24 protein-coding genes are annotated in these 22,844 nt (G+C 54.7%); 6 read left to right on the top strand and 18 right to left on the bottom strand.

Features of this window, described 5'->3' with window-relative positions; translation table 11 throughout:
* Positions 1-18: 18 nt before the first annotated feature.
* From pyrH to rpsB, 3 genes are all read right to left on the bottom strand, one after another.
* Positions 19-705: a UMP kinase gene (gene pyrH / locus CSTAT_RS05315; RefSeq protein ID WP_066797507.1), complete on the bottom strand. Its 687-nt coding sequence runs from the start codon at positions 703-705 to the stop codon at positions 19-21.
* Positions 706-847: 142 nt separating this feature from the next.
* On the bottom strand, positions 848-1,660 hold the full coding sequence (tsf, locus tag CSTAT_RS05310; RefSeq protein WP_066793329.1) for a translation elongation factor Ts: 813 nt from the start codon (positions 1,658-1,660) through the stop codon (positions 848-850).
* Positions 1,661-1,793: 133 nt separating this feature from the next.
* Positions 1,794-2,591 carry a 30S ribosomal protein S2 gene (gene rpsB / locus CSTAT_RS05305; RefSeq protein WP_075723809.1) on the bottom strand — a complete coding sequence of 266 codons (798 nt, stop codon included), beginning with the start codon at positions 2,589-2,591 and terminating at the stop codon, positions 1,794-1,796.
* 312 nt (positions 2,592-2,903) lie between these two features.
* Between rpsB and CSTAT_RS05300 the strand changes: the two genes are divergently transcribed.
* On the top strand, positions 2,904-3,356 hold the full coding sequence (locus tag CSTAT_RS05300; protein ID WP_066793327.1) for a M23 family metallopeptidase: 453 nt from the start codon (positions 2,904-2,906) through the stop codon (positions 3,354-3,356).
* On the opposite strand, the gene CSTAT_RS05295 is transcribed toward CSTAT_RS05300, so the two are convergent.
* The 8 genes from CSTAT_RS05295 to lepB (CSTAT_RS05260) form a co-directional block, all read right to left on the bottom strand.
* Positions 3,331-4,191, bottom strand: coding sequence for a tyrosine recombinase XerC (locus tag CSTAT_RS05295; RefSeq protein ID WP_075722727.1), 861 nt, complete (start codon positions 4,189-4,191; stop codon positions 3,331-3,333). The two genes, CSTAT_RS05300 and CSTAT_RS05295, sit on opposite strands and share 26 nt — an antisense overlap.
* Positions 4,184-5,347, bottom strand: a complete 1,164-nt coding sequence (gene dprA / locus CSTAT_RS05290) for a DNA-processing protein DprA (protein ID WP_075722726.1) — start codon at positions 5,345-5,347, stop codon at positions 4,184-4,186. Before dprA ends, CSTAT_RS05295 begins: the two co-directional genes overlap by 8 nt.
* 2 nt (positions 5,348-5,349) lie before the next feature.
* The gene (locus CSTAT_RS05285) at positions 5,350-6,900 is read right to left on the bottom strand and encodes a YifB family Mg chelatase-like AAA ATPase (protein ID WP_066793320.1); all 1,551 of its coding nucleotides are present in this window, start codon (positions 6,898-6,900) and stop codon (positions 5,350-5,352) included.
* Positions 6,901-7,257 (bottom strand): YraN family protein, encoded by a 357-nt coding sequence (locus CSTAT_RS05280; RefSeq protein ID WP_066793317.1) that lies wholly within the window; start codon positions 7,255-7,257, stop codon positions 6,901-6,903.
* A 140-nt stretch (positions 7,258-7,397) separates the two neighbouring features.
* Positions 7,398-7,703, bottom strand: coding sequence for a DUF2469 domain-containing protein (locus tag CSTAT_RS05275; protein WP_003845360.1), 306 nt, complete (start codon positions 7,701-7,703; stop codon positions 7,398-7,400).
* Complete coding sequence (locus tag CSTAT_RS05270; RefSeq protein WP_075722725.1) at positions 7,703-8,374, bottom strand: ribonuclease HII; 672 nt, start codon at positions 8,372-8,374, stop codon at positions 7,703-7,705. Before CSTAT_RS05270 ends, CSTAT_RS05275 begins: the two co-directional genes overlap by 1 nt.
* A gap of 1 nt (position 8,375) precedes the next feature.
* On the bottom strand, positions 8,376-9,095 hold the full coding sequence (gene lepB, locus CSTAT_RS05265; protein ID WP_075722724.1) for a signal peptidase I: 720 nt from the start codon (positions 9,093-9,095) through the stop codon (positions 8,376-8,378).
* The gene (gene lepB / locus CSTAT_RS05260) at positions 9,073-9,801 is read right to left on the bottom strand and encodes a signal peptidase I (protein WP_066797502.1); all 729 of its coding nucleotides are present in this window, start codon (positions 9,799-9,801) and stop codon (positions 9,073-9,075) included. The genes lepB (CSTAT_RS05265) and lepB (CSTAT_RS05260) overlap by 23 nt, the downstream gene beginning before the upstream one ends.
* A gap of 51 nt (positions 9,802-9,852) precedes the next feature.
* Here lepB (CSTAT_RS05260) and CSTAT_RS05255 point away from each other — a divergent pair, with 51 nt between their 5' ends.
* The gene (locus tag CSTAT_RS05255) at positions 9,853-11,559 is read left to right on the top strand and encodes an ABC transporter ATP-binding protein (RefSeq protein ID WP_244892908.1); all 1,707 of its coding nucleotides are present in this window, start codon (positions 9,853-9,855) and stop codon (positions 11,557-11,559) included.
* A 93-nt stretch (positions 11,560-11,652) separates the two neighbouring features.
* On the opposite strand, the gene CSTAT_RS05250 is transcribed toward CSTAT_RS05255, so the two are convergent.
* Positions 11,653-11,958: an ABC transporter substrate-binding protein gene (locus CSTAT_RS05250; protein ID WP_075722722.1), complete on the bottom strand. Its 306-nt coding sequence runs from the start codon at positions 11,956-11,958 to the stop codon at positions 11,653-11,655.
* On the opposite strand from CSTAT_RS05250, the gene CSTAT_RS05245 reads away from it, so the two are divergent.
* The gene (locus CSTAT_RS05245) at positions 11,957-12,391 is read left to right on the top strand and encodes a MarR family winged helix-turn-helix transcriptional regulator (RefSeq protein WP_075722721.1); all 435 of its coding nucleotides are present in this window, start codon (positions 11,957-11,959) and stop codon (positions 12,389-12,391) included. The genes CSTAT_RS05250 and CSTAT_RS05245 overlap by 2 nt on opposite strands.
* 47 nt (positions 12,392-12,438) lie before the next feature.
* Here CSTAT_RS05245 and rplS read toward each other — a convergent pair whose 3' ends face one another.
* Both rplS and CSTAT_RS05235 read right to left on the bottom strand, forming a co-directional pair.
* The gene (gene rplS, locus CSTAT_RS05240; protein ID WP_066793300.1) at positions 12,439-12,783 is read right to left on the bottom strand and encodes a 50S ribosomal protein L19; all 345 of its coding nucleotides are present in this window, start codon (positions 12,781-12,783) and stop codon (positions 12,439-12,441) included.
* Positions 12,784-12,899: 116 nt separating this feature from the next.
* Positions 12,900-15,164: a Tex family protein gene (locus CSTAT_RS05235; protein ID WP_075722720.1), complete on the bottom strand. Its 2,265-nt coding sequence runs from the start codon at positions 15,162-15,164 to the stop codon at positions 12,900-12,902.
* Positions 15,165-15,423: 259 nt separating this feature from the next.
* On the opposite strand from CSTAT_RS05235, the gene CSTAT_RS05230 reads away from it, so the two are divergent.
* The gene (locus CSTAT_RS05230; RefSeq protein WP_075722719.1) at positions 15,424-16,629 is read left to right on the top strand and encodes an RtcB family protein; all 1,206 of its coding nucleotides are present in this window, start codon (positions 15,424-15,426) and stop codon (positions 16,627-16,629) included.
* On the opposite strand, the gene CSTAT_RS05225 is transcribed toward CSTAT_RS05230, so the two are convergent.
* The 4 genes from CSTAT_RS05225 to rpsP form a co-directional block, all read right to left on the bottom strand.
* On the bottom strand, positions 16,616-16,984 hold the full coding sequence (locus CSTAT_RS05225; protein ID WP_066793296.1) for a hypothetical protein: 369 nt from the start codon (positions 16,982-16,984) through the stop codon (positions 16,616-16,618). The two genes, CSTAT_RS05230 and CSTAT_RS05225, sit on opposite strands and share 14 nt — an antisense overlap.
* Entirely contained in the window at positions 16,969-17,820 is an 852-nt protein-coding gene (trmD, locus tag CSTAT_RS05220; RefSeq protein WP_066840898.1) for a tRNA (guanosine(37)-N1)-methyltransferase TrmD, read from the bottom strand. Before trmD ends, CSTAT_RS05225 begins: the two co-directional genes overlap by 16 nt.
* The gene (rimM, locus tag CSTAT_RS05215) at positions 17,817-18,317 is read right to left on the bottom strand and encodes a ribosome maturation factor RimM (RefSeq protein ID WP_075723808.1); all 501 of its coding nucleotides are present in this window, start codon (positions 18,315-18,317) and stop codon (positions 17,817-17,819) included. Before rimM ends, trmD begins: the two co-directional genes overlap by 4 nt.
* Positions 18,318-18,388: 71 nt before the next feature.
* On the bottom strand, positions 18,389-18,859 hold the full coding sequence (gene rpsP / locus CSTAT_RS05210; protein ID WP_066793290.1) for a 30S ribosomal protein S16: 471 nt from the start codon (positions 18,857-18,859) through the stop codon (positions 18,389-18,391).
* A gap of 310 nt (positions 18,860-19,169) precedes the next feature.
* On the opposite strand from rpsP, the gene CSTAT_RS05205 reads away from it, so the two are divergent.
* Positions 19,170-21,572, top strand: a complete 2,403-nt coding sequence (locus tag CSTAT_RS05205) for an acyltransferase family protein (RefSeq protein WP_075722718.1) — start codon at positions 19,170-19,172, stop codon at positions 21,570-21,572.
* A gap of 138 nt (positions 21,573-21,710) precedes the next feature.
* Positions 21,711-22,823, top strand: coding sequence for an HNH endonuclease signature motif containing protein (locus CSTAT_RS05200; RefSeq protein WP_075722717.1), 1,113 nt, complete (start codon positions 21,711-21,713; stop codon positions 22,821-22,823).
* Positions 22,824-22,844: the final 21 nt, after the last annotated feature.

The following is a 22,844-nucleotide window of genomic DNA, read 5'->3' as shown; positions in this document are numbered from 1 at the left end:
CGAATTCAATTTAGCAGACTAAGACTGAACCAAGGTACCGATACGCTCACCGTTGACGGCACGGGCGATATTGCCCTCGGTCAATAGGTTGAATACGAGAATCGGCATATAGTTATCCATGCACAGGCTAAATGCGGTAGCATCTGCAACTTTCAGGCCGCGTTCGATGACCTCACGTGGAGTAATTTCATCATAGAGCTCTGCATCTGGGTTAGAGCGTGGATCGTCGGAATAAACGCCATCGACGCCCTTGGCAAGGAATAGAACCTCACAACCAATTTCCAATGCACGCTGAGCAGCTGTGGTGTCGGTGGAGAAGTATGGCATACCCATGCCAGCGCCGAAGATAACAACGCGTCCCTTTTCCAGGTGGCGCACAGCGCGCAGCGGTAGATATGGCTCAGCAACCTGCGCCATGTTGATGGAGGTCTGCACGCGGCAGTCAACGTCCAGCTGGCCCAGGAAGTCCTGCAAAGCCAAGCAGTTCATGACCGTGCCGAGCATGCCCATGTAGTCAGAACGGGCACGATCCATACCACGCTGGGAAAGTTCTGCTCCACGGAAGAAGTTACCGCCGCCGATGACCACTGCCACCTCGGTGCCGGAACGAGCAATTTCTGCGATCTGACGAGCTACATTTTCTACTACATCCGGATCAATGCCGACTTGCCCACCGCCGAACATTTCACCGCCTAGTTTTAACATCACGCGCTTATAGGCTGTACGACGGCTTTCAGTGGTCACGGGATACGTCTCCTTGATGGTGATTTCGAGTCTGTTCTATCTTACATTAGGCACACAAAAACCCGGCCAGGCATCTGGCCGGGTTTTCACATCAGCTTAAAACTTAAGCGCCAACCTCGTAGCGGACAAAGCCGGTGATGGTGGTGCCAGCTTCTTCAGCAACCTGCTTCACGGTCTTCTTGGAGTCAGACAGTGCAGCCTGCTCCAGAAGAACGATGGACTTGTAGAAGCCATTCAGGCGGCCTTCAACGATCTTAGGCAGTGCAGCTTCAGGCTTGCCCTCTTCGCGAGTGGTAGCTTCAGCGATTTCGCGCTCTTTCTCCACAATCTCAGCTGGAACGTCTTCGCGGGTCAGGTACTCTGCCTTCATCGCAGCAACCTGCATTGCAACTGCACGAGCTGCATCTGCGTCGCCTTCGTAGGAAACCAGAACGCCAACTGCTGGTGGCAGGTCAGCGGAACGCTGGTGCAGGTAAACAGCAACGTTGTCGCCTTCAACGGTAACTGCACGACGTGCCTGCAGCTTCTCGCCGATCTTTGCGGACTCTTCGTCGATGACGGTAGCTACGTCCTTGCCCTCAACCTGAACTGCGTTGAGCTCCTCAGTGGAGTTAGCCTTAGCAGCAGCAGCTGCTTCAACGATCTTGTCAGCGAAAGCACGGAAGTCAGCGTTCTTTGCAACGAAGTCGGTCTCACAGTTGATTTCAACCATGGTGTTACCGGAAACAGCAACGAGGCCTTCGGTAGCTTCACGGTCAGCACGCTTGGAAACGGACTTTGCGCCCTTGATGCGCAAAATTTCGACGGCCTTGTCGTAGTCGCCGCCAGCTTCTTCCAGGGCCTTCTTGCAGTCAAGCATGCCGGAGCCGGTAGCTTCGCGCAGTGCCTTTACATCAGCAGCAGTGTAGTTCGCCATAGTCGGGGCGATCCTCCTTGTTTAATCAAGCAATGTTCACAAAAATAGCGTAGCCGATTTTCATTGCATCCGTCGGCTATGTCAACAACAAGCCCCCGTCACCGTACTCGGCACGGGGGCAAGTCACATAAGCTTATTCAGCCGATGCTGGGTCGGACTCTGCCGCAGCCTCAGCTGCGTCGCGCTCGTCCTTCTCAGTGGTGTCACCAGCAGCTTCCTTAGCTGCTGCCAACTGACGCTCTTCGCGGGACTTCTTGCCCTCTTCAACAGCGGTAGCGATGATGCCGGTCAGCAACTTGGTTGCACGGATTGCGTCATCGTTGCCTGGAATTGGGAAGTTCACGTCATCTGGGTCACAGTTGGTATCCAAGATTGCAACAACAGGGATGTTCAGCTTGTGAGCCTCAGCAACCGCGATGTGCTCCTTGTTGGTGTCAACAATCCACAGTGCGGATGGAGCCTTGGTCATCTCTGCGATGCCGCCGAGAACGCGCTCCAGCTTGGTGCGCTCGCGGGTCAGCATGAGAACTTCCTTCTTGGTGCGGCCCTTGTAGCCGTCCTCAGCCTGGTCCATTGCCTGAAGTTCCTTCATGCGCTTCAGACGCTTGGAGACAGTCTGGAAGTTGGTGAGCATGCCACCCAACCAACGGTGGTTGACGTAAGGCATGTCAACGCGGGTTGCCTCTTCAGCAACTGCTTCCTGAGCCTGCTTCTTGGTACCAACGAACAAGACGGTACCGCCGTGAGCAACGGTTTCCTTGACGAACTCGAATGCTTCATCGATGTAGGTCAGGGTTTGCTGCAAGTCAATGATGTAGATGCCGTTACGATCGGTGAAGATGTGACGACGCATTTTTGGGTTCCAACGACGGGTCTGGTGACCAAAGTGCACACCAGCGTCGAGGAGCTCGCGCATGGTTACAACTGCCATGTTTCGCTCGCTTTCAGTTTCGGTTTTGTACAATAATTGTGCGGTTTTGCCGCACCCTGGCTGCGAAGCTATCTCAATCAACACCCGCGAAGGGACCTTGTCGATGAGTTGTCTTCGCCGCGCGAAGTCAGCATGCTCTTGACACACTGCACGCACGAGTTTAGACAGAACCTTCTCACTTATCAAACCGGCGCGAAAGTTGTCCACAATATTTTGTTGCCCCGTCATATAGTTGGCCAAGTTATCCACATTTTCGCAGTGCTTGTCGATGTTCCCCTGTCCATTTGCCCACTGCTAAATCAGGCTTAAACCATGCGAAAAATATGGCTTTTGTTTATCCCTTTTCTCCTCGCGTGGGTGGACCCCACTACCGGTGCGTCTTATGCAACTTCCGTTTTACGTCCCTATGACCCACCGGAACATAATTGGCTTCCTGGACACCGCGGCGTGGATCTTCGTTTGAGCGTTGGCGATGAGGTGCTTGCGGCGGGCGATGGCACCGTCGCGTTTGCCGGCGTGGTGGCAGGAACGCCTACGGTATCTATTCAACATGGCGGGATTCGCACCACCTATCAACCCGTGCACGCATGGGTAAAGCAGGGCGAGCAGGTGGGCGAAGGAGAAGTCATCGGCAAGCTGGGGCATTCTTTTGATGGCTACCCAGGCCTGCATTGGGGTGCGCGCACGGGCGAGGACAATTACATCAATCCCCTATCGCTGCTTGCTCCGACTATCCGTCTTAAGCCCGTGGATGTGCCTGGTTAAAGACTTTCTTCAGCCGCTCTGACGTGACATGAGTATAGACCTGCGTGGTTTGCAAGGAGGAGTGACCCAGCAGTTCTTGTACCACGCGTAAATCTGCGCCGCCTTCGAGAAGGTGTGTTGCTGTCGAGTGGCGCAATGCGTGCGGGGAAACTTCGCCAGCAGCTTCCACAACCCTGCGCACTTGCCGCTGATCGATGCGCTTTCCGCGTGTGCCCACAAATAGCGCATCGGGGTCCTTGGCGAGTTCCTCCCGGCGCGCAAGCCACGCATTTAAAGCAGTGTTGGCAGCATCGCCGAAAGGAACGATTCTTTCTTTGTTACCTTTGCCAAGCACGCGAATGGTCTGCCGGGAAGAGTCGATTTCATGCAGGTCGATCCCAGTTAGTTCGGATACGCGCATGCCGGTGGCGTATAACAGTTCGAGCATGGCTGTATCGCGCACCAAGTGTAGCTCGTCTGCAGATTTCGCATTGTCCATCGCCGCGCTGGCTTCTTTAGGGTCTAAAACCTTCGGCAGGTGTTTAGGAACTTTCGGGCTTGAGAGCTTCGCGGCTTCATCGGTGCGCAGATAGCCCTGTTTAACCGCCCAAGTGGAAAAGGCTTTGACCGAAGCAGTGCGCCGCGCAAGAGTCGAGCGCGCTTTGCCTTCAGCAACTGCAGCGGCAAGCCAGTTGCGCAGACGAGGAAGAGTAAAGCTAGAAAAGCTGTCGATGGTCTTTGCCAAGTCCAGCAAATCTGAGGTGTATCCCTTAATGGTCGCTTCAGACCTGCCGAGTACCAGGCGCTGGTGCTCGGCAAAGTCATAAATAGCTTCAACCAATTGGGTATTACTCATGGTTTAGAAGTTTAATCCAATTTTTGCCCTCCCTTCGAATAAGTGCTTGCTTTTCCAAGATCACCAACAGGTGGACGACCAAAGGAACGCGCATGCCGGCATCGCGTGCGATGTCCTCGGCTGTGTGTCCGCTATCGACCGGAACCGCGTCATAGACTTTCAGCTCATTGCGCGATAGTGACTGAACTGGGTTGGCGGCGAAGTCTAATTCATACTGCGCGCCGGAATCGGCTTCGCCAATCTTTCCGATGAGCTCACGTATCTCTTCCCCACTGGTGACCAGTTGCGCGCGATTTTCTTGGATGCGCTGGTGACAGCCCAACGAGCCCGCGGTGGTAATCGGCCCGGGAACGGCCATGGCGACTTTGCCGAGTGCTTCCGCCCAGTTGAGGGTGTTTAGCGCACCGGAGCGAAAAGCTGCTTCCACGACAACGGTACCTGCGGTCATCGCGGCGACTAGGCGGTTGCGCGATAAGAACCGGTGGCGCTGCGGCGTGGTGCCCGGCGCGAATTCGCTGACCACGGTGCCGGTCTGCGCGATGCGATGAAACAGCGGAGCATTGCGCGCGGGATAGTCATAGTCAATGCCGCAAGCGGCTACCGCAATGGTCGGGGTGTGCATCTCTAATGCTGCCGAGTGCGCGACAGTATCAACACCTAATGCCCCGCCGGAGACAATCGTCCATTGGTGTTTGGCTAAGTCAGCAACCACCTTTCTGGTTGCTTGTGTGCCATAGGGCGAAATCGCGCGCGTTCCTATCACCGCTACTGATTGCGCTGCGGTTTCTTTCAAGGGTCTGCCGCGCACCCACAAGCACACAGGCGGGATTGCTTCGCGGTCAAAAGTTGTGGGTGCATCACTATTTCCGAAGAAGCGAAAAGCCCGGTCGAAATCTGGCCACTCAGTACTTTCCGGTGTGATGAGCCGGGCTCCGATGCGTGCCAGGGTATCCAGGTCTTCCTGTTGCCGCAGCCAGTCTCGGCGCGCAGCGGATTCCCCAAGAACTGGCCCAATCCAAGATTCTTGGTGGTAGATACCGTAGGCGACTTTCTCAACTGGGTGCTGGCTAAGCAATGTCGCAAGATTTCGAGATGGTGGTTCCACGACCCGGTTGATATAGACCCATGCTTGCTCAGGAGTATCGCAAAGAAACATTTTTAAAATCCCTCCCCACGCAGATTGAGGGCTCGCGCGATGTGGTCGAGGTTGGGGATGTCTTCGCCTTCTAGATCGCATAAGGTCCACGCCAGTTTCAAGCACCGGTCTACCCCGCGCTGCGAGAGCTGTCCTTCTGCTAGATAAGCCCCCATCAAAGCCATCGCGGATTCATCCGCTGCGCAGTGTCGCCGCAGATAGGTTGAGGGCATAGCGGCGTTGTGGGTGATATCAAGACCGTGGGATTGCCATCGTAAAGCTGCTCTATCGCGAGCTAAGGCCACCCGCTGCGCAATGGTGCTCGATGCTTCTTCATCTTCGGTATGCAATACCGCTGCTTGGCTGGTTAGTTCCAGCGCGATATCAAGACGGTCGCGCAAGGGGCCGGAGATATTGCGCAAGTACGTTTGTCGCACCTGTGGCCGGCACACGCATTTCGATGGGTCTTCAGCGGCACAGCGACACGGGTTCGCAGCCATGACCAACTGGAAGCGCGCCGGATAGGTAATTTCGCGTTGCGCACGAGCAAGGCGGACTTCCCCATCTTCTAAAGGCGCACGCAGGCTATCAAGTACGGCCGCGGAGATCTCACTGGCTTCATCAAGGAAGAGAACTCCATTATGCGCAAGACTAACAGCGCCGGGACGTGGGTTGCCGCTGCCTCCTCCCAAAAGGGCCGGGCGGGATAGCGAGGCATGCGGAGAAATGAAAGGAGCATGCGCGATGATCTCTCCCATGGATCCGGCAATCGAATGAATGGCGGTTGATTCCACAGCTTGCGCAGTGCTTAACTTCGGCAAGATAGACGGAATACGGGCGGCAAGCATCGATTTTCCAGAACCCGGAGGCCCAATCATCATGAGGTGATGCCCACCGGCAGCAGCTACCTCGATGGCAAACTTTGCCTCGTGCTGCCCTGCGATATCGGCAAAGTCTAGAGTTTGATTTCGCTGCGGGGCGGGTATGTGCTCGGGGGTTTTCAAGTGCCGGTTTCCGCGCAGCCACTCGAAGACTTCCCGCAGGTTATGTGCCACCAGCACCCGGGTGTCTTCAACGAGTTGGGCTTCACCGGCGTTTCCGGGCGGAATCACGATCGTGTGATAGCCGTGCTTTGGCGCAGCGACCATCGCAGAGAGTATTCCCGGTACTGGCTTCAGGCTGCCATCTAGACCGAGCTCGCCAAGGAACAGGGTGTTCGCAGTCTTTTCTGCAAAAGATTCCGTACCCCAGGTAGCGTAGCCATCGGCAGCTAATTGCTCATCTTGCGCCTTCATCCCCGCTAACAGAATTGCGACAGCCAGGGGCAGGTCAAAGTGCGCGCCGGATTTTGGCAGCGAGGCAGGCGATAAAGACACCACGATTTTGGTCTTTGGCCACGCTAATTGTGAGTTGATGATGGCGGTTTTGATCCGCTGACGGGACTCGTTGATTGCCGTATCTGTTCGCCCCACCACGTGAATACCGGGAAGCCCTGCGCCGATATTCGCCTCAATATCAACGATGTGTCCGATAACGCCTTCTAAAGCAATGGTCTTGCATGACTCCAGCGCCATCTAGCTCACCGCCTCGAAATGCTGAAGTTCAAATGATGAGCCGTTGACGAGCAAAGCTACAACGTCAAAGCGCACCTCAGATATCGGCCGGCCGTTGAGCCACTGCACTGCAGCTTTACGCATGCGAGCGATTTTGCGTCGGGTGACCGCTTCCGCCAGACCATAATTCGCCGTGGTTCTGGTCTTAACTTCCACGAAGACGAAGACATTATTCTCGCGGACAATAAGGTCAATCTCGCCTACTGCGTAATTAACATTCGCTGCAATAACTTCCGCGCCGCGGGAGCGGTAGAAATCCGCAGCGAATCTTTCACCGCGTTTGCCCAAGGCAGATTTTCTGGTGGTTTTATTAATCATTGAATTCTTTCTGTTTGCCATTTCTACTGGTCATAAACCAGTTTCATGGCACAGGTAGAAGAAACTCAATGATTGATGCGTCTACAAAACGCATAACTGTGGATAACTAGTTTTACAAGCTTAGTTATCCACAGGTGCTGCTATTCAGGAAGGATATACTCCGGTTTATCCAGCTCTTCGATGTTGACGTCCTTATAGGTAATCACACGAACATAGCGCACAAAGCGCGCGGAGCGGTACATATCCCACACCCAAGCATCCGACATGCGTACTTCGTAGTAGACATCTGGGCCATTGGTGTGCGGAATCAGTTTCACGGCATTAGCGAGGTAAAAACGGCGCTCGGTTTCCACCACATAAGAAAACTGACTAACCACATCGCGATACTCGCGGTAGAGAGAAAGCTCTACTTCTGCCTCGTAGTTTTCCAGTTCTTCAGCGCTCACTATTTTTCTCCTTCGACGGTGCTTGGGTTTACTTTAGTCACTTCAAAGCGTGAATGTGCTTTCGCCACGTTGGAATAACTCATCCGATGTATCTGGGTGGCCCCCAGTCTTTCAATCGCCTCAGTATGGATGGCAGTGCCATAACCTTTGTGTTTGCCCAGGGCATAGCCGGGATACTGTTCTTCCAGCTCTTCCATGATGTGGTCGCGCGAGACTTTCGCTAATACCGAGGCGGCAGCGATGCATCGAATAGCGAAATCGCCCCCGATTACCGGAAGGTATGGCGCTGTAAACCCAGAGACTTTCAGCGCATCAGTCAGGATATACCGCGGGCGAATATCCAACCGCGCAACCGCACGGCGCATCCCAGAGACATTAGCGTGCTGGATGCCGTGATAATCAATATCCGCTGGGTCAACATGCACGATAGAATAGGCCAGCGCGTGCTTTTGAATAGCTGGAAAGAGCTGCTCCCGTTGCTTTTCGGTGAGCTTCTTACTATCGGTCAAGGTGCTAAGGCTGGGAATGATCTTCTCCGGCAAAATGCATGCGGCAATAGTGATTGGCCCAGCACATGCTCCACGGCCGGCTTCATCTACTCCCGCGACAGGCCCCAAGCCCGCTTTCGCAAGTGCTACCTCATAGGTGCGTTTTTGAACCAACTTGCGCATATTAAACCGTCTCGGAGCCTACCGAGTGAAAGCTTGGGTAAAACACAGCGCGAACACGCCCTTTCACATGTGAGACGGGAATGGTGCCTTGTAACTGGTCGCCTAAGTGATAACGCGAATCCAAGGAATTGGTGCGATTATCGCCCATGACAAAAAGGTTTCCTTCTGGCACGGTCAGCGGGCCAAAGTACTTTCCGCCGCATTCATCCGAGCCAACCGTGGAAGGGATTTCCATATCAGGTGGGCTTTTAATGAAAGAATTATTGGTTTTGGTGCCGTTGACCATAACACCGGGATCGCCTTCGCGGCATTGCACGGTATCGCCTTCGGTCGCGATAACGCGCTTGACCAGAATATTTTTAGTGTTCGGGCGCAGTCCCGCTGCAGCAACAAGATTTTGTACGCCTCGCACCATGACGTTATTGGAGCGGTCAACGGTAAACCCAACATTCCAGGCGTCGGGACCTTCAAAGACCACAACATCGCCCGGATTTGGGTGTGAAAAGTAGTAGCTGAGCTTTTCGACGATGATGCGGTCATTGGTACAGCCCTCACAACCGTGCAAGGTAGGTTCCATCGAGGCCGAAGGAATGACATAGGGCCTGCCGATGAAAGCTTGCGTGCCGACCAACAGTGCGAAAGCTAAACCGATAATCAGTACAGCTTCCCACACCAGTGACCACACACTCCGGGAGGTATTATCCTTGGATTTCTGGGTCATCGACTCCACCGATGCGGCTAAATGGGTAGAAGACAAGCGCTACCTTGCCGCGAACATTTTCTAAAGGAATAGTGCCTTGGTATTCATCAAAGGAATGCGCGCGGGAATCCGCTGAGTTAGTGCGGTTATCGCCCATAACAAAGACATTATCCTCAGGCACGGTAATCGGGCCAAAGTAGGTGCCACCGCAGGCATCAGAGCCGGTTTCGGAATCAACCGGGTATGTCGGTGGATCTAAGACATAAGACTGATCGATTGCCTGTCCATCAACCATGACAGCTGGGTCGCCTTCTTGGCACTGCACGGTTTGACCACCGGTGGCAACAACGCGCTTGACCAGGTTATTTTCATTTGGCGGAGCCAGTGAAACATAGCTAAGCCCCTCTTGAATTGCGGCGAGGAAACTATTGTCAGAACGCGGGGATTGCCAGCCGGCGTTCCAGGATTCAGTTCCTTCGAAGACGATCACATCACCGGGTTCAGGATCTGAGCCGTAGTAGCTAATCTTCTCCGTCAAGATCCGGTCATTGGTGCACCCATCGCATCCGTGCAGGGTAGGTTCCATCGACGAGGATGGAATGACGTATTGCCGGCCAACAAACGCCTGGAGAAGGCCCACCACGGCCAAAACCACCACCACGATGAGAAGGGTTTCAACTATCCATGGCAACTGCTTCTTGTCGCTATCAGCGTTATTGTCTTTCACCCCGCTGATCGTAGCAGCAATTGAATTGGCCACCGATTAGACTTCGAAACTGTGTCAGATAAACCTTCGCACTCATTTCGCACGCTGCTGTCGATGCTCGGACATCACAAAGCAGCACTTACCGGCGCGATAGTCTTTTCCATTTTAGGCTCACTGATGGGCCTTGCTCAGCCGATGTTGATTAACCAAATCATTGAAAGCATCGGCCAACCCATGGGCGCATTGCTCACCTTGCTCATTGGGCTTTTGGTGTTGTCATCGGTTGCCAGCGGCCTGGAGTGGTTCTTACTTACCCGCACTGCAGAAGCAGCGGTCTTTGCCACCCGGCGTGAGCTGGTTTCGCATTTACTCCGCTTGCCGATTATGTCCTATGACAAACACCGCACCGGCGACCTCGTCACCCGGGTCGGCTCCGATACAACGTTGGTGCGCACCGCCTTTACTGGCGGTTTGGTGCAAGCTGTCTCTTCTGTGCTGACAATCGTTGGCTCCATCGCACTGATGGCAATCATCGACGTGATGATGTTGCTCGTTGTTCTCGCCGTTATTGCGCTCACACTCATCGCAGTGATTTTTGCCTCCCGCTTGATGCAGAAATACACCAAGCGTGCCCAAGAGGCCGTGGGTGAGCTCGGTGCCGGCATGGATAAGTCCTTGGTCGCCGTGCGTACCGTGCGTGCTTCACGGGCAGAAGGTCGCGTTGAGAAAGAACTCCACGCATCAGCCGATAGGGCTTATCGCGAAGGCGTAAAAATGGCCAAGATTGGAGCTTTGCTCAACCCCGTATCCGGGCTCGCGCTGCAAGGTTCCTTCCTCATCGTCTTAGGTATCGGCGGCGCGCGAGTTGCCACCGGGGATATCTCCGTCGCTGATCTTGTTTCCTTCGTGCTGTATATGTTCATGGCGTCCATGCCGCTAGGCACCATCTTTAGCGCCATTACTACCGTGCGCCAGGCCATGGGCGCGATTGATCGCATCAATGCTGTCATGGACGAGCCCCTCGAAGATGCCACGGGCACAGACGCAGTCAAGTCTTCTGCCATTACTTTCGACTCAGTGTCATTTTCTTATGACGAGAAAAAGCCAGTGCTGAACGATGTCTCCTTCACCGTCGCGCCCGGCACCAAAACCGCGCTCGTGGGACCATCAGGAGGCGGTAAATCTACAGCACTTGCATTGATGGAACGCTTTTATGACCCAACCTCCGGCACAATTTACCTAGGCAATCAAGATATGTCGACGCTGTCTCGCGAATCGGTACGCTCCATGGTCGGATACGTCGAACAAGAAGCGGCAATCCTCGCTGGGACGGTGCGCGAAAACTTGCAGTTGGCAAATTCTTCCGCCACCGATGAGCAATGCTGGGAAGCCTTAGACCAGGTCAACCTTCGCGACCGCTTCGCCGATGCCGAGGGACTAGATACGACACTCGGAGATCGGGGCGTATCGCTATCCGGCGGTCAACGCCAGAGGCTTGCGCTTGCACGCATGCTACTGATGGACTCTCCCATCTTGGTTCTCGATGAACCGACATCCGCCGTGGACTCCCAAAATGAGCAACTCATCCTCGACGCCATTGCCGCCGCCGGAGAGGATAAAACTGTAATCATCGTTGCCCACCGACTTTCAACGGTTACTGATGCCGATCAGATCTTGGTCATCGACGAGCACCAGATCCAAGACCGTGGCACCCACGAAGAACTGTTGGAATCATCCAAGCTTTATCAGGAGCTAGCGTCGCGACAATTACTCGCCTAAACGTGCTTTACCTCTAAAACGGTTGCTAACGTGTTGAGGTACACATAGTTTGGGAATTGCATCCAAATGGAGCTTTTCCATATGGAAATTCATTCACGAATGGAGACCTTCACATGTCACTTTCAAGGGAATTTTCCCATTAAGCAGCGGTTCTAATTTCTTCCTGATGCTGGAAATATGCCAGCCCGTAATGGCATCGATTTCTCGTGCTTGTGCCAGCTGGAGAACCTCTGCAACCACTTCATCTACGGGTGCTCCCCCATCCACGTAGACAAATTCCACGGGTCTGCCGCCAATTCCGGCACTGGCATTGAGTTCTTCTTTGGCTAGTTCACTCACGGCCATGCATGACGGACCAAAGAGTCCGCCGGGACCGCGCAGCGGAAACGAGCTTGACATGCAGAAATCTCAACCAACGAAGATAGATTCGACCCCCGTATTAATTCCTTTGCTGCTCGCTGCGAAATCTTGTGTCAAAGAAATCGCAGCTGCCGGCGAAAGGCATGATCTCAGCGTCGACGAGTGGCTCATCTTGGATGCGCTTTCTTCATCGGATGGGTTGACTATGTCGCAGTTGCAGCAGCGCTACGTAGGAGCTGCATCTTCTATCACCCGCGCGGTGGACCGCATGGTCGAGCGCGCGCTGGTCTTTCGCAAAGTCGGGCAGGCAGATAGACGTCAGGTCTTTGTCCACATCTCAACGCTTGGTGATTCTTTGTACACAAAGATCTCTCGCGAGCTTGGCCGCGTCGAAGAACTGCTCAATCAGGAACTCCAGGACGCCGATATCGATCCCGCGACGCTGAAAGCTGTGCTCGAGAAATTTAATTGAGCATTAAAAAAGGTCCCTGCTTCAAAAGCAGGGACCTTAGCCGTTTATTAGCGGCGCTCCTTGATGCGAGCCTTCTTACCGCGCAGATCGCGCAGGTAGTACAGCTTCGCGCGGCGGACGCGGCCACGACGGGAGATGGTGATGGACTCCAGGTTTGGAGAGTGTACTGGGAAAGTACGCTCTACACCGATGCCGAAGGAAACCTTGCGGACGGTGAAAGTCTCGCTGACACCAGCACCCTGACGACGGATGCAGACGCCCTTGAAGAGCTGGGTACGCTGGTTGTTACCTTCGATAACCTTTACTTCAACGTCCAAGGTGTCACCTGGGCGGAAGGCTGGGATATCGTCGCGCAGCGATGCTGCGTTGACCTTATCAAGAATGTTGCTCATGGCAATCCTTTTCAATTTGGGATAGAGGACCCTAGCGTAGAACTAACCGGTTCATATCCATCTACATAGAACAGCTTGTAATTCTCGCACATCCAGCGGGTATATTACAAATCTCTTTAAAAGCCCGCGTTCTTTAAAGCATCCGCCATCGAGCCACGTGGTGCGGGCTTTTTCTTCGCAGGTTGCTTCGGCTGCCTCGGCTGCTTCACAGAGTTCTTCGGGCTTTGTTTCTTCGGCGCGTTGGTATCCTCATCGAGGCGCAGCGTAAGAGAAATGCGCTTACGTGCGACATCGACCTCCAAAACTTTCACCTTGACTACTTCGCCCGAGCGGACCACTTCGTGCGGGTCGGAAACATACTTGTTGCTCATCGCAGAAATATGCACCATCCCGTCTTGGTGCACACCCACGTCGATGAAAGCGCCAAATGCAGCCACGTTGGTGACTGTGCCCTCCAGGATCATTCCTGGAACCAAGTCGGAGATTTTCTCCACGCCTTCTTTAAAGGTTGCCGTCTTAAATTCTGGGCGGGGATCGCGTCCTGGCTTGTCTAATTCGGCGATGATATCGGTGACCGTCGGGATACCGAAGGTGTCATCAGCAAAGTCAGCTGGTTGCAGCGTGTTGAGCACCCGCGTGTTGCCAATGAGTTCATCGACGCTAAGGCCTGTTGACTTGGCGATCTTTTGTACCACCGGGTAGGCCTCTGGGTGCACAGCGGAGCTGTCCAAAGGATCGGCACCACCTGTGATGCGCAAAAAGCCCGCGGATTGCTCATAGGCTTTAGGCCCTAGGCGTGGAACCTTTTTGAGTTCCTTACGCGTAGTAAATTTTCCGTTCTCATTGCGGTAGGCAACGATATTATCCGCCAAGGTGGGGTTTACTCCGGCAACGCGCTCAAGCAGCGGCGCCGATGCAGTATTGAGGTCTACGCCGACACCGTTAACGGCGTCTTCGACAACACCATCGAGAGTGCGCGCGAGAGCCGTTTGGTTGACATCGTGTTGATACTGCCCCACACCAATGGCTTTCGGATCAAGTTTGACCAGCTCTGCCAAAGGATCCTGTAGGCGTCGCGCAATCGATACGGCACCGCGCAAAGAAACATCCATGTTCGGGAATTCATCGGCAGCAATCTGCGAAGCCGAGTACACCGAAGCGCCGGATTCAGACACCACGACCGGGGTTGGGCGCTTCCCGCCTGCTTTGGCAATAAGCTCCGCTACTTCCCCAGCCAGCTTTTCTGATTCACGCGATGCGGTACCGTTGCCCACCGCCAGAAGGTCAACCCCGTGCGACGCGCACAACGAAGACAGCGTTTGCACTGCTTGAGACCATTGGTTCTGCGGCTGGTGCGGGTAAACAATAGCGGTATCAAGCACCTTGCCCGTTGGATCCACAACGGCGCACTTCACGCCATTGCGGTATCCCGGGTCTAAGCCCAAAGTCGCGCGCTGACCAGCCGGTGCGGCCAGCAAAACGTCGCGCAAATTGGTAGCAAAAACCTGCAGTGCACCTTCCTCAGCGACTTCCTTCAGGCGCATACGCACATCCAACCCAGCTGAGATGTACAGCTTGGTGCGCCAGCTCCAACGCACAGCCTGTGACAGCCACTGTGAGCTGCGGTCTAGCTCAAACCGGGTGGCAATCATATTCTCGTAAATATCATCGTCGCCGGCATTGAGATTCAGCTGCAAGATGCCCTCAGACTCACCGCGCAACAGCGCGAGGATCCGATGCGATGGCAAGGAGGAAAACGGCTCGGCGAACTCAAAGTAGTCTTTGAATTTCGCACCTTCGGTTTCTTTCCCTGCCACAACGGATGCTTCCATCGTTCCGCTGCTAAACATCTCTTCGCGGACTTGTCCCACCAGATCCGCGTCAAGTGCGCAGCGGTCAATGATGATCGCGCGGGCACCATCGAGTGCCTTCTTCTCATCCTCGAAGCCTTCACGCAGATACTTGCTTGCTAGCTCCTGCGGGTCAGCGGCTGGTTGAGAAATGAGTTCTTCCAACAGTGGTTCCAAGCCTGCCTCACGCGCAATATCCGCTTTGGTTTTGCGGCGCTTTTTGTACGGCAAGTACAAATCCTCGAGTCTCGCCTTGGTGTCGCATTCGAGGATTTCGCGGCGTAAATCATCGTTAAGCTTGCCTTGCTCTTCGATGGCTTCCAGAATTGCTTGCTTGCGCTCTTCGAGTTCTCGAAGATACGTCGCGCGGGTTTCAATCGTGCGCAACTGCGTATCATCCAAACCGCCAGTGACTTCCTTACGGTATCGGGCGATAAACGGCACCGTATTGCCTTCCGCAAGAAGCTTGAGCGCGGTTTCAACTTGGTCGGGGCGAACCCCAATTTCTTGTGCGATAGTCGCTGCAATCATTCGAATGAGTCTAGCAGCCATCGATTTTCACCCTAGCTATTGCCAAAACCCTCGCTGCGGGATAGGTTTAGGGTTCGCGTGTTCATGACTAAAGGAGACAGCAATGCATCTGTACAAGCTGCAACTATCCTTCTTTTTGCATGCGCGCAGAAAATCTGAGACTTAAATGGTCTGAGTTTTTCAAAAATACGGTTTTCCGGCGCAGCATCTGCTGACGCCGGTTTTTTGTTTTGTACCCACGACATAAGGAGAAAGACACATGTCTCGTTCTCGCGGCCCGAAGAAGGCCGCACCACGCAAGTTCAATGAGAAAGTCCACGTTGAAGCTTTTGCTTCCGTACTTGAACCAGCTGTGATGACCCAGGCCAAGCAACTCGCTGGCATGCCTTTTATCCACCCGCATGTGGCGCTAATGCCGGATGCGCACGTTGGTATGGGTTCATCTGTCGGCACGGTCTTCGGAACCATCGGCGCGGTGATCCCAGCTGCCGTCGGTGTGGATATCGGTTGCGGCATGATTGGCGTGCGCACACAGTTTCACGCCAGCGACCTGCCGGAAGATTTAGTTCCGCTGCGCGATGCCATTGAGGCAGCCATTCCGCTATCGCCTGGTAACTACAACGAGTGGCACCTAGAGGGATCTGCGGATCGCCGCGCACGCGAGCTTGCGCAGATGGCCGAGCGCGATGGCGTTGACCTTTCGCACTCGCCGAAGTGGCGTCAGCAGCTTGGTTCACTCGGTGGCGGCAACCACTTCATTGAATTGTGCTTGGATGAGAAAGACCGTGTCTGGATGTTCTTGCACTCCGGTTCACGTGGCGTGGGCAATAAGATTGCGCAGAAGCACATCGCCGCAGCGCAGACGCAGTGCGATAAGCACTGGGTACGTCTGCCTGATAGGGATCTTGCCTACTTGACCGAAGGCACGGCGGAGTTTGACTCTTATATCACCGAACTGCACTGGGCACAGCACTTTGCCTACCTCAACCGCGAAGAGATGATGGATAGGTTCGCGCAGTGCTTGGGCGATTTCATCGGCACCGAGGTGGCGGAGGAAGAACGCATTAACTGCCACCACAACTACACGGTCAAGGAAGAGCACTTTAGCAAAGATGTGTGGTTAACACGCAAGGGAGCAGTGCTTGCCGATGTCGGCGTGAAAGCCTTGATACCGGGTTCCATGGGCACGCGTTCCTATGTGGTTGAAGGCAAGGGTTTTGCCCCGGCTCTGCGCTCGGCACCGCACGGCGCTGGTCGACGCTACTCAAGGACCGAAGCACGCAAGCGCTTTACTGCCGAGGACCTGGATTCGCGGATGAAAGGCATCGTCTACCGCCCTGGCAAGGAATGGATTGATGAAATTCCCGATGCCTACAAGGACATTGACCAGGTCATGGAAGATGCGGCGAAGCTCGTGGAGGTAGAGCACGAGCTGCGGCAGGTGCTTAACGTTAAGGGGACTTAGTCCACGCCAAGGTCGTGCCGAGCCCAAACTCGGTATGACCGATCTCCGCGGTGCCGTACCAAATGGTATCTGCGGGGAAGGCCTCCGCAACTGCCGCCGCGCATTTATTGAGCGGCAAGGTAGATGCGCCGTTGACAATGATGCGGTAAACCTCGGCGCCGGTGGGTGCTTGGCCATGGCGCAGCCAGTAGTCATCGACAAGCACATTTTCTTTCTCGCACGCACTATAGAGTTGCTCAACGGCAATGTTGTCGATCTCTACCCCGGCGTCCGCAGCCTTAGGAGGCAATTCGTTTAAGATTGCCTCCCACTGTGAGGGATAAAGCAGCACCGAAAGGTCTACGCTGATGTCCATCCGAGTCCCTCCAGATATTTTATGTCGTGCTTATCCAGTTCCGCGCCAGCAAGCAACTCCGGCCGGCGTTCAAAAGTGCGCTTCAGGGATTGTTCGCGGCGCCACTTGTCTACAAGCCCGTGGTTTCCGGAGGTTAAGACTTCAGGAATCTCTAAATCACGCCACACGCGTGGTTTGGTGTAGCTCGGACCTTCCAACAGGCCATCAGAAAATGAGTCTTCTTCATGGGAGCGTTTATTGCCCAGCACACCGGGGATGAGGCGCACGACGGCCTCGGCGATAACCAGCACGGCTACTTCCCCACCAATGAGCACATAATCACCGATGGATACCTCGCGCACGCGGTAGCGGTTATGCGCATCATCAATTACTCGCTGGTCGATGCCTTCGTAACGCCCGCACGCAAAGACGATGTGTTCTTCGTGCGACCACGCGCGGGCGTCGTCCTGCGTGAAAGGCTTCCCAGTCGGCGTGGGCACCAGAAGCAATGGCAGGCTCGAGTCCTCGCCGGAGTTCGCATAGGAATGGCCTTCGATTCCCTCTAACTCATCGTGACGCAGGCGGTCCAAGTGTGGCATCGCCGAATCTAGCTCGGTGCCACCGGTGGTCCCCGCGGCGACATCGTCAAGCGCTGGCCCCCAGACTTCTGGCTTCATGACCATCCCTGGTCCGCCGCCTGCTGGTGCACTATCGACAGTTTTATGTGTACCGGTTGCCCACGAACGCAGGTCATGCACACCAACGCTAAGACGTCCCTGCTCAATAGCTTTTCCTAAAAGCGCATGGCGGAGGGGATCTAAATACTCAGGGAAAATCGTGACAACGTCAATCCTCACAGGTCTAAAAGCCCTTCCGGTGGCGTAATCGTGCATGTGCCTTCTTCCAGATCGACTTCTGGAACGATCTCCTCGACGAATGGGATGAGTGCTTCTTTACCGTTGTCCAGCTTCGCTTCCAAAAGCGATTGCACCGGACCATGGGTAATACCGGTGACTTCACCAATGACTTCGCTGTCGAGGACAAGTTTAAGTCCCTCTAGCTCGTGGTCATAAAAGCCGTCGTCATCCTCGTCTTCTAGAGGCTGCGCGAAGAATTTCACTCCGCGCAGGGAATCCGCAGCTGTGCGATCTGCGATTTCTTCAAAAGTAATCAGCAGGCGTCCTTTATGTACGCGCACGGTAGAAATAGTTAGTTCGTGCGCTTTAGTGCCTTGCTTGCCGTTGAGTACCGCACCTGGGTAGAAGCGCTCCTCTGGGCTGTCCGAGGTCACCTCGACGGACACTTCGCCTTTGATACCGTGCGACTTGATGACGCGGCCAATCAATAATTCCATGTTCATTAGCATAATAGAGCAAAAGCGCCGCTTCCCAATTGGGAAACGGCGCTCATGTCAGCTAGGAAAGATTACTCTGCAGATTCTTCTTCTGCAGCCTTAGCAGCTTCCTCTGCAGCCAGTTCAGCAGCAGCCTTAGCTTCCTTCTCTTCCTTTGCCTTTGCACGCTTTGCAGAAACAGCCTCAACGGATGGGCCGTTGTTAGCCTCAGCCAAAGCAGCGTTGAAGAGCTCCAGCTTGGATGGCTTCTCTTCTGCAACCTTCAGGGTGCCTTCAGCACCTGGCAGGCCCTTGGCCTTCTGCCAGTCACCGGTGATCTTCAGCAGCGCGAGAACTGGCTCGGTTGGCTGTGCGCCAACGCCAATCCAGTACTGTGCACGCTCGGAGTCGATCTGGATTACAGATGGCTCTTCCTTTGGCTGGTAGATGCCCAGGTTTTCGATTGCGCGGCCGGAACGACGGGTACGAGCGTCAGCAACGATGATGCGGTACTGTGCGTTGCGTACCTTACCGATACGCTGAAGCTTGATCTTTGCAGCCATGATTGGCTCCTTACTTATTTAAGTCACTGGGCAGTACTGGCGCTTGGCTTTTACCAAGCCGGTTCAACCCTTGGAGATTTTTCTGCGTGTGACTGCCGGTCGACCATGGTCGGTGGCGGCATTACGCAGTCGTGCAGTTTCACACAACTCGCGTTATATTACAGGGATTTTCGCTAATTCCCAAAATTGGCGTGGACGAATAGGAGTTGGTGCTAAAGACCGAGTAATCTAGTTTCGGAATTCCTGCCACTTATTGCACACCTAACTATTAGTGTGCCCAAGTATATAGATTCGGACCATAAGATTTTAGATGAGCACTGACGCAGTTCGAAACTTCCGTTATCGCTATGACCTAGACGGACTTCGCGGAATTGCGATTGCCCTAGTGGTCTTTTATCACGTCTTCGTCGGCCGAGTATCTGGCGGCGTGGACGTCTTCCTGCTTCTATCGGGTTACTTCTTCTTAGGCTCGCAGCTGCGGTATGCAGCTAAGCCTAATGCTTCCTTGAACCCATGGTGGCCAATTTGGCGTACCTTGCGACGACTCCTGCCGAGCTTGGTGCTGGTCATTGGCGCCACAGCCCTTTTGGTGTACTTTGTAACCCCGCAGTTGATGCGCACGGAGTTTGCACAGCAGATCACCGCTACGCTGCTTTACTTCCAGAACTGGGAATTGGCAGCGCAAGACGCTGATTATGCTGCAGCTTCTGCGGACACTTCCCCACTGCAACACATGTGGTCAATGGCTGTGCAGGGGCAGTTCTACCTCATGGGCATCATCTTCGCCCTAGCTCTAGCAGTAATTACGCGTATCCCGAATAAAGGTGGTCTGCGCGAATCGCGCTTTCCCACCGTGCAGCAGATCGCTGGACCAATCCTTATCATCATCACGATTGTGTCTTTTGCCTATGCTTCTCGCCATGGGCTTTATGGCACCGGTGAAAACTACTACTCCACCTGGTCACGTGCATGGGAGCTGACCCTGGGCGCGGTCTTGGCTATTTATGGCTCCAAGATCAAGGTCTCTGAATTCCTCGGCAATATCATGACCGTCGTTGGTCTTATTGCCCTGTTTTTCACCGGCGCTCTCATTGCTGATTCCACTGCGTACCCAGGTCCACTGTCGCTGCTGCCGCTCGGTGGCGCGGTACTTATCATCGTCGGCGGCGGCTCCGGCGGCCGCATCTCTGGGCTTATGGCCTCGAAGTTTTCCCGCTGGCTTGGCGATATCGCCTATGCGCTCTACCTGTGGCACTGGCCATTGCTAATTTTGTCGACTGCAGCCCTGAACCTTGCGACCCCTCCATGGTGGCTGGGCATCAGCATCATCGCGTTCTCGCTGGTGCTGGCTGATCTCACCCACCGGTTTGTTGAGCGCCCACTGCGCCAGCACGGAAAGCGTCCTTTGGCAGATGACATGCCAGTCAACCGCGCTTTGGCGACGATGAAGCACCGCGCTGGCAAAATGCGAGTTCTTGGCGGTGGCGTCGTAGCTGTCTGCATGGTGGCTCTACTTATGGTCCAGCCAGTGTGGAACCGCACTGTTTCGAATCTCAAAGACGATACCTTGGATCCAGTCTCCTACCCTGGTGTCATGGCGCATTTCGGAGCCGATGTGCCGAAGGTTGATTCTGTACAACCCGATCCGATGCTAGTGGGCGGAATTATGCCACCAACTTCCACCTTGCACTGCTTTATTGGTCAGGATGCGCCGGGCGATGCCTTCTTCGATGTCGACGTCAACGGTGATCCATGTATTTTCGGTGACCCGGATGCTGATTTCACCGTTTATTTAGTCGGTGGCTCCCACGCTGAGCAGTGGGTGTCAGGGCTCGACAAGCTGGGCAAGCGTATGGGCTACAAGCTAGTTCCACTGCTGCGCCAAGATTGCCCGATCGAAATCGGAGACACCTCGGGTGTTACTCCAGCCTGTGCCGAGTGGGGCGCCCTAGCTATGGAGAGGATTCGAGAAGCACAACCTGACCTCGTTATATCTAATACCACTAGACCTCAAGGCGAGCATGGCCACGGCCCAGATATGGTGCCGGCAGGCTACGTGGGCTTTTGGGAAGAGCTGCAGAAAGCGAATATCCCCTTCTTGGGCCTACGCGATAACCCATGGGGCTTTGATGAAAACCTGATGGCACGTGAGTTTGATGAGTGCTACGTGGCCACCGAAGACCCAATCGGCTGTGGCATGGCGCGCGAGCGCGTATACACCCCTGAGGATCCGTCAGCGCCTATCTTGGCGAATTTCCAGAACATGGTTGCGGTAGATACCTCGGATTGGTTCTGCGATGCTGAATGGTGCCCCACCGTTATCGGTAACACCGTGGTCTATCGCGACATGCACCACATCACGAATGCATTTGCTGATTCGGCGATGCCTCTCTTTGAGGACTACATCTCAGCCATCATGGCCGGCCAGCCCATCCCGGAGCCTCGCGAGCCAAGCTTTACCCGCGCTCCGGTAGCACCCGAAGATGAAACCTTGCCTGGAAATGAATACCCCGGTCAGCCGGATCCCGTCGAACAACTACCCGGCGAAGAACAACCACCGGTCTACCAAGACGCACCGCCTGCAGAGGTTCCTCCTGTGGAAGCTCCCATCGAACAAGCACCCGTAGAAGAAGCCCCTGTAGAAGAATTACCTGAAGGTGCTGTCCCCTATGAGCCCGGCTTAGGTGAAACACTTCCTGATGCCGCGCTGTAATTCGGTCTGAGGCACGAAGAGCCCCAGATCGGACCCCTGTGGATAACTTGACCGTTTGTGTGACGCGTCATGTTAGTTATCCACAGGTTTTTTGTTTTGAACTAGCGCACACTTGCTTTCCATTTTAGTGTCGAAGTCATGAACGATATATGGCAAGCATTCAAGCTTCTCACCAGCCACGGAATAGGCTTTTTGCGGCTTTTCGATGAGCTTTCACCCCACGACTTATCCGACGAAGGCATAGAAGTTTCCCTCGCCAAAAATTACGCCCGCCTCGCCACCGAACTTTTTAGTCCTTGCGACTCCCCGCGTGTCCAGCACGACGCTATCGCCCTCGCCGAAGAGCGACAGCTCAGCGCCAATCACTTACTAATGGTCAACAAACACGCCAGAAAGTTAAAAGCTCGCGGCGCGGCCTGGAAACTACGCGCAGAACTCATGGCCCTTGAAGGCTCTTTAGAAGAAGTCGAAGCCTACGCCAAAAAGCGCGTCACCGAAGAAGGCGGCGACAAACCCAAACAACGCGGCGTACGCGTCGGCCGCGTCACCGATGGCCTACGGACTATCAGTATCACCGATACCCAACGGAAAATCACCGACTTAGAAAAGACCCTCGATACTGCCATCAAGGATGATGACCAGCCACGCTCAGAAGCACTTCTGGAGCCATTCTGGGATTTAGTCGAAGGAGGCGGCACCGGGCTTATCAAGCCGGAATACCGCACCGTCATCGCTATCGGGCTTAACGATTTCGCTAAAGTCTCCTGTGGCAAGGGCGACGAAGTCATCATCGGACTATCTGATGGAACGACCATGACCGGCGCCGAATTCATCAACGCCGCAATGGAAGGCAGCTTGGGTGACAAGCTTTATGTCGGGCTCTTCCATCCCACCGCCGGACCAGTGAATCTCTACGAGACCCGCTTCGCGTCAGACAAGCTGCGGACTTTAGCCATGGCGGAGAATCTCGTCTGTCCGTGGCCAGACTGCAACGTGCCTGCCGATAGGTGCCAGGTCCACCACATTGATGCGCATAAGAATGGCGGTCATACAAAGCCCTCGAACCTGACGATGCTGTGTAAGCACCACAACGGCGTCAATGATGATGACGGCCCGCGCAAGAAGCGAAAAGGCCCAAGTCGCGGCAGGATGCGCCGCCACCGCGGCAAAGTCCGCCTGCACACCCCAGGCGGCAAACTGGTGGGCAACACGCACGACCTGAGCAGCATGGGGGCAATGGACCTCATCTAAGACGCCACGGCAACGCAATCG

The sequence above is a fragment of the Corynebacterium stationis genome (assembly GCF_001941345.1).
Lineage (GTDB): Bacteria > Actinomycetota > Actinomycetes > Mycobacteriales > Mycobacteriaceae > Corynebacterium > Corynebacterium stationis.
This window is presented reverse-complemented; position numbering and strand designations above follow the sequence as displayed.